Annotated in this window: 7 protein-coding genes; all 7 read left to right on the top strand. The window is 29.9% G+C overall.

Features of this window, described 5'->3' with window-relative positions:
* Window positions 1-45 precede the first annotated feature (45 nt).
* The 7 genes from BN350_RS04240 (at window position 46) to BN350_RS04205 (ending at window position 6,268) form a co-directional block, all read left to right on the top strand.
* Window positions 46-633 (top strand): TetR/AcrR family transcriptional regulator, encoded by a 588-nt coding sequence (locus tag BN350_RS04240; RefSeq protein WP_081652840.1) that lies wholly within the window; start codon window positions 46-48, stop codon window positions 631-633.
* 60 nt (window positions 634-693) lie between these two features.
* Entirely contained in the window at window positions 694-1,122 is a 429-nt protein-coding gene (locus BN350_RS04235; RefSeq protein WP_028042466.1) for a hypothetical protein, read from the top strand.
* A gap of 1 nt (window position 1,123) precedes the next feature.
* A complete protein-coding gene (locus BN350_RS04230; RefSeq protein ID WP_028042465.1) occupies window positions 1,124-1,792 on the top strand; it encodes a hypothetical protein in 669 nt (222 codons plus the stop codon).
* 448 nt (window positions 1,793-2,240) lie between these two features.
* A complete protein-coding gene (locus tag BN350_RS04220; RefSeq protein WP_028042464.1) occupies window positions 2,241-3,050 on the top strand; it encodes a Cof-type HAD-IIB family hydrolase in 810 nt (269 codons plus the stop codon).
* Window positions 3,051-3,743, top strand: a complete 693-nt coding sequence (locus BN350_RS04215; RefSeq protein ID WP_028042463.1) for an aspartate/glutamate racemase family protein — start codon at window positions 3,051-3,053, stop codon at window positions 3,741-3,743.
* Window positions 3,744-3,802: 59 nt separating this feature from the next.
* On the top strand, window positions 3,803-5,431 hold the full coding sequence (locus BN350_RS04210; protein ID WP_028042462.1) for a bifunctional diguanylate cyclase/phosphodiesterase: 1,629 nt from the start codon (window positions 3,803-3,805) through the stop codon (window positions 5,429-5,431).
* Window positions 5,432-5,440: 9 nt separating this feature from the next.
* Window positions 5,441-6,268, top strand: a complete 828-nt coding sequence (locus BN350_RS04205) for an alpha/beta hydrolase (RefSeq protein ID WP_028042461.1) — start codon at window positions 5,441-5,443, stop codon at window positions 6,266-6,268.
* Window positions 6,269-6,363 lie beyond the last annotated feature (95 nt).

Genomic DNA, 6,363 nt, shown 5'->3' with positions numbered 1-6,363 from the left:
AAATAGAAAGCAATCTTATTGACAATAACAAATAAAAGGATTATAATGAACAGTGTTCAGTTTGGTGGTGATATGATGAATAAAGTTGTGACATCAAAAGAAGCAATTCTAGAAATGAGTCAGCAAATTGCATCAGAAAAAGGAATGAAGGCAATTAGCATAAGAACAATCGCAAAAGCGTGTCATGTTTCTGTAGGATCTATTTATAATTATTTCCCATCTAAAGCAGATTTAATGATTGCGACAATCGAACAAGTTTGGAAGTCTTTCTTTCATATGGGAGATGATTGTCATCAGTTTGAAAACTTTATTGAATGCATAGAATGGGTTTTTCAAACTATTCAAAAAGGAACACAAAAATATCCTGATTTTTTCCTGGCACATGCTCAAGGACTAGACGATGAAGGATTTTATCAGGGAAAAGAGATGATGGCAAAGTATTTCCAGCATATTCAAGATGGAATGCTTTGGGTATTACATCAAGATGAACAAGTCAAGACAGATATTTTTAATGACAGTTTTACAGAAGAACAATTGATTCAATTCGTCTTTTCTTATATGATACAACTCTTATCACAAAATCAAAGGTCATGTCATATATTAAAAGAGATATTAAAAAGAGTGATCTATTAACCCACTAAAGTGGGTTAATAAATGAACAAAAATGAACATCGTTCAGTTTGGAGGAAGAAAATGATACAAAAGAAATATTTATTATTAATTGGTGGTTTGGTATGGGGTATTGCTGGTTTCAATATATTAAGAATAGGAATAGAAACCTATGCACATTATATAACAATTCTTAATATATTATTGTCAATCATTGTTTATGGGTTATTTCAATATTTTGTTTTTCAAAAGATGGTTAAAAAACATACTGAAAGAATAATAGGATATGAACAAGAAAAACAATTATTTATAAAGTTTTTTGATATGAAAGCATTTGGGATTATGGCATTTATGATGACGTTTGGGATTGGGGCAAGAGTACTGCATGTATTTCCTGATATATTCATTGCTGTCTTTTATACAGGATTGGGTGTTTCTTTATGTCATGCAGGCTTATTATTTTTAAGGAATTATATAAGAAGAGAAGTATATAGAAAAGTGGAGGAAATATAATATGCAGGCAATTATGGAAACATTATTTGATATTGTTTATTTAGTGACAGTTATCACATTAGGTATTCTCATGATCAAAAGAGGAAAAGAGAATAAGCAGTATTTGTTATTTGGTATTATGGCAGTAACTTTAGGATTAGGAGATTCTTTTCATCTTATTCCTAGAGCATACGCATTATGTACAACTGGGTTACAGGATTATACAGTTGCATTAGGTATTGGGAAATGGATAACATCAGTTACAATGACAATCTTTTATGTCATTCTATATTATGTATGGAGATTACGTTATCAAATTCAAGATAAAAATATATATACAATCAGTGTCTATGTACTCGCGATAGTACGTATTGCTTTATGTATGTTTCCACAAAATGCTTGGACAAGTGCTGATGCTCCTATTTCCTGGGGAATAATCAGAAACATTCCATTTGCATTATTAGGACTATTGGTTATTGTATTGTTTTATCAAAGGACTAGACAACATCAAGATTCTGCATTCAAATATATGTGGCTAACTATTGTATTGAGTTTTGCGTTTTATATCCCAGTTGTTTTATGGGCAGATGTTGTTCCAATGGTAGGTATGTTAATGATTCCTAAGACTTGTGCTTATGTTTGGACAGTATGGATTGGATATAGTGATATGAAGAAGAAATTGAATTATTAGTATCAATTTCTTTTCTTTTGTCTAAAAATGTGAAAACATAATAAATATTCGCTCATGTAATGTGTAAAATAAGATTTGAGATGATAATATATGACGTATTTACATAGAAAAATTGATAATTTTTGGAACAATGGGTTTTAGACAATCATAAAAATCCTTTTCTTGTTAGGAGTCCGGATTGTTTAATTTATATTGAAGTGAAGCCTGGTAATAATAAAAGTAAATCTATGCGTACTTTGATTGATGAAACACATTATCCTGATGTGAAGTATGGTATAAAGTTTGCAAAAACAAATATTGGATATACAAATTCTATTTATAGCTTCCCATTATTTTTAGTATTTCTACTATATAGATATATGCATGAATAAAAGAGTTATCTTATATTCATAAATTCCATTCCTATTCATTAATAATTCATTTATAATATAAATAAGGAGGATAATTTATGGATACAAAGATAGCTTTTTTTGATATTGATGGAACATTGGTGAATGTGCCTCATGGACTTATGCATCCGACCCAGGAAACCATTCATGCATTGGTTGAGTTTAAAGCAATGGGACATAAAATTGTCATAGCAACTGCAAGAGGAGAAGTTCCACAGAGTGTACAGGATATCACATTTGATGGTTATATATGTAATGATGGACATTATATTCGTTATGGTGGAGAAATATTGATTGATGAACTTTTTAGTGAACAACAAATTCAAAGACAGTTAGATGTTTATGAGAAGTATCATGGACGTTCTATGTTTAATAGTCGCTTAGGAGAATGGTGTGCATTTTTAGATGATGAACTGGTTATAAAGCATCGTGAAATGTTTCGTGGAACAAGTGAAAGACCTATAGGTGTTCATGAACATTTTACTGCCAAAGATATCCAAGCAATAAGCTGTTGTGTTTTATTTGACACCGCTGATGAATTATGGGCAGCATATCATGAATTGGAAGATGATTTTACAATGATACCTTATGATACGGAACTTATCAGAATGGATGTTTATTGCAAAGGATTTACCAAAGGAACAGCATGTCAGTATCTTTATCAAAAGTTAGGTATAGATTATGAAAATACATATGCTTTTGGTGATGGTGTGAATGATGTTGAAATGCTTCAACTTGTCAAACATGGTATTGCTATGGGAAATGCAGTAGATGAACTTAAAAGAGTAGCTAGTGAAATAACAAGTTCAGTAGATGATAATGGTATTGCAGTAGCGTTTTATAAACATTTTGGGATTAAAGGAGAATAAATGAAAACAATAGGATTAATTGGTGGTATGAGTTGGGAAAGTACTGTGACATATTATCAGATATTAAATGAAACAGTGAAACAAGAATTAGGTGGATTACATAGTGCAAAATGTATTTTATATAGTGTAGATTTTCAAGAAATAGAAGAATGTCAAGCTAATGGAGACTGGTATAAAAGTGCAGAAATTTTAGGTGATGCAGCTTGTTCCTTAGAAAAAGCAGGTGTAGACTTTATCGTAATCTGTACAAATACAATGCATAAAGTTGTACAAGACATTCAAAATCGTATTCATATACCCATATTGCATATTGCAAAAGCAACAGCAAATGAATTAAAGAAGAATCATATCAATAAAGTAGGATTATTAGGAACAAAATATACAATGCAACAAGATTTTTATAAACAGGTTTTAATTGATCAAGGAATAGATGTAATCATTCCAAATGAAGAAGATATTCATATTGTTAATGATGTTATTTATAATGAATTATGTCTTGGTCAAATGAAAGATACATCAAGAAAAGAATATTTAAGAATTATTGATGCATTAAAAGAAAAAGGAGCACAAGGTATTATTTTAGGATGTACGGAAATTGGTTTATTAGTGAAACAAGAAGATACAGAAATGCCTTTATTTGATACAGCATTGATACATGCAAAAGAAGCTGCGCTTTTTGCAATGTATCAATGATAGTATTTGATAGCTTATCATCAAAGTGATAGAATAGAATATAGAAATCAGGTGAGAAGATGAATAATATATTGAATGATGTCTTATTTGAAGCTTTTGCGAATGCATCTGAAAATGTCTATATTTATGTATGTGATATGAGAACTGATGAATCAAGATGGTCAAAGAATACCATTGATTATTTTTCTATGCCTTGTGAATATATGAAAGGGGCGGGAATGATTTGGCTAGAAAAGATTCATCCACAGGATCGAGATGTTTACTTAACAGATATTCAAGCTGTTTTTTCAGGTCAATCACAGCATCATAACTGTCAATATCGTGCATTGAATAAATATGGTGATTACATTTGGCTAGAGTGCAGAGGTTCAGTGATTTGTGATGAAGACAATCAACCGCTTTATTTTGCAGGTATGATGACAAGAATATCGGCTCAAAACAAATATGATCCTTTGACTAATCTTCTAACAGTTCATGAACTTTATAAAACTGATCTCCTTAAAGAAGGAATCATGATATTGATGGGATTTGATTCATTTAGAAAGATTATTAATAATTATGGATATACATATGGAGATATGATATTAAAAGAATTCTCTTCTCATGTTGTTAAGATTTTGACAAATGAAAAGATTTTTAGATTTAATGGTGATCAGTTCATCATTGTATGTGAAAATTATGGGCATAAACAAGCTCAAGACTTGTTTATGAAATTAATTAAGATAATTAAAGAAATTGGTAAGAATTTAGAACCATCAGTGACTTTGAATATGACAGCAGGTGCAGTTGTTTATCCAGATGATGGATCAAACAAAGAAGAACTTTTAAGTAATTTGGAACATTCCTTAGAACATGCTAAAGAAAAGCATAGGGGTGAAATTGTTTTCTTTTCACAAGATATAGCAAAACTTCATTTAAGAACATTAAAAATAAAACAGGAACTTACAAAAAGCATTCAAAGAAACTATGAAAATTTTGAATTATATTATCAACCTATTATCCATCAGCATCATAAAAATATAGTTGCTTGTGAGGCATTATTAAGATGGCATACATCAATAGATCAAGTTTCACCTATTGAGTTTATTAAACTCTTAGAAGAGAGTGGTGAAATTCGAAGTGTTGGATTATGGGTTATGGAGGAAGTTTTTAAACAGGCACAAATATGGCAAAAAGAATATCCAACATTAAGAATCAATTTTAATGTTTCTTATTTACAGTTTGAAGATAAGACATTTATTGAATCTTTAGTTCAAAAAGCTGATGAATATCGAGTCGATAAATCATTGATTGTGATTGAATTGACAGAAAGCTGTCACGTTGAAAATATTCCAAGATTATCAGAAATATTTGGTTATTTAAGATCAAAGGGATTTAAGATTGCTTTAGATGATTTTGGAACAGCTTATTCATCATTAAACTTATTAAAAAGTTTACCAGCTGATTATATAAAAATAGACCAATCTTTAGTGAAAGAAATATCTTTAACACATAATCAAAAGGATATGATTATTATTGATTATTTAACTGAATTAAGTCATCGACTAGAGTTTGAATGTATTATTGAAGGGGTTGAAGATTATTGTATTGAACAAGCATTGATGCATGTAGATGCTCCTTATTTTCAAGGTTATTACTATGCTAGACCACTTTCCAAAGAAGAATTTGAAAAATTATTACAGAAATAGGAGGATATTATGGCACTTATAAAAGTAGATTTCTTTTCACAATCATTAATGCGAACTGTATCTATTCAGGCTATTATACCTGTAGATAAGCTTTTAAATCCTGGTCAAGAATTACCAATACAAAAACCTTTTAAAACATTATATTTGTTACATGGTATTTATGGTAATGATACAGATTGGCTAAGTGGAACACGTATTGAAAGATGGGCACAGGATTATCATTTAGCTGTTATTATGCCATCAGGTGAAAATAAGTTTTATGTAGATAATGAAAAATCTCATGAATATTATTCACATTTTATTGGTGAAGAATTAATAGATATAACAAGAAGATTATTTCCGTTATCTCATCAGAGAGAAGATACATTTATTGCAGGATTATCTATGGGTGGGTATGGAGCAATTATTAATGGATTAAAATATTATCAAACATTTGGATATATTGCAGGTTTATCATCAGCACTTATATTGGATATGGTTACACAATCACAAGACGGAGAGAATATTCCATATATGTTTAAAAGAAGCTATTTAGAAAGTGTTTTTGGAGCTATAGAAAAAATAAAAGGTAGTGATAAAGATTACAATGCTCTTATAAAGAATATACAACCAAAAGATGTTCCACAAATCTATTTAGCCTGTGGAACAGAAGATCCTCTGCTTAAAAAGAATAGAGAATATTATCAATTCCTAAAAGAACATCAAATTCCAGTAATATTTAAAGAGGGAAAAGGTGGTCACGAATGGGATTTTTGGGATCGTTATATATTAGATGTTTTAAAGTGGTTACCACTCAATGAAAAACAAGAAGGGATTAGCAGTGGACATATAGCATAATAAAATATATTCGCTTTTAGATATATTATCTAAAGGCTTTTTTTGTCTATGTTTTTTATATGACAATAATTACCAATAGACAGTATCGTATGAAA

The sequence above is a fragment of the Candidatus Stoquefichus massiliensis AP9 genome (assembly GCF_000455285.1).
GTDB lineage: Bacteria > Bacillota_I > Bacilli_A > Erysipelotrichales > Coprobacillaceae > Stoquefichus > Stoquefichus massiliensis.
This window is presented reverse-complemented; position numbering and strand designations above follow the sequence as displayed.

What these genes read in the sequence shown, in the direction of transcription:
- BN350_RS04240 (WP_081652840.1), top strand. Translation starts at nt 46, where the DNA reads ATGAACAGTGTTCAGTTTGGTGGTGATATGATGAATAAAGTTGTGACA.
- BN350_RS04210 (WP_028042462.1), top strand. Translation starts at nt 3,803, where the DNA reads ATGAATAATATATTGAATGATGTCTTATTTGAAGCTTTTGCGAATGCA.
- BN350_RS04205 (WP_028042461.1), top strand. Translation starts at nt 5,441, where the DNA reads ATGGCACTTATAAAAGTAGATTTCTTTTCACAATCATTAATGCGAACT.
- BN350_RS04230 (WP_028042465.1), top strand. Translation starts at nt 1,124, where the DNA reads ATGCAGGCAATTATGGAAACATTATTTGATATTGTTTATTTAGTGACA.
- BN350_RS04220 (WP_028042464.1), top strand. Translation starts at nt 2,241, where the DNA reads ATGGATACAAAGATAGCTTTTTTTGATATTGATGGAACATTGGTGAAT.
- BN350_RS04215 (WP_028042463.1), top strand. Translation starts at nt 3,051, where the DNA reads ATGAAAACAATAGGATTAATTGGTGGTATGAGTTGGGAAAGTACTGTG.
- BN350_RS04235 (WP_028042466.1), top strand. Translation starts at nt 694, where the DNA reads ATGATACAAAAGAAATATTTATTATTAATTGGTGGTTTGGTATGGGGT.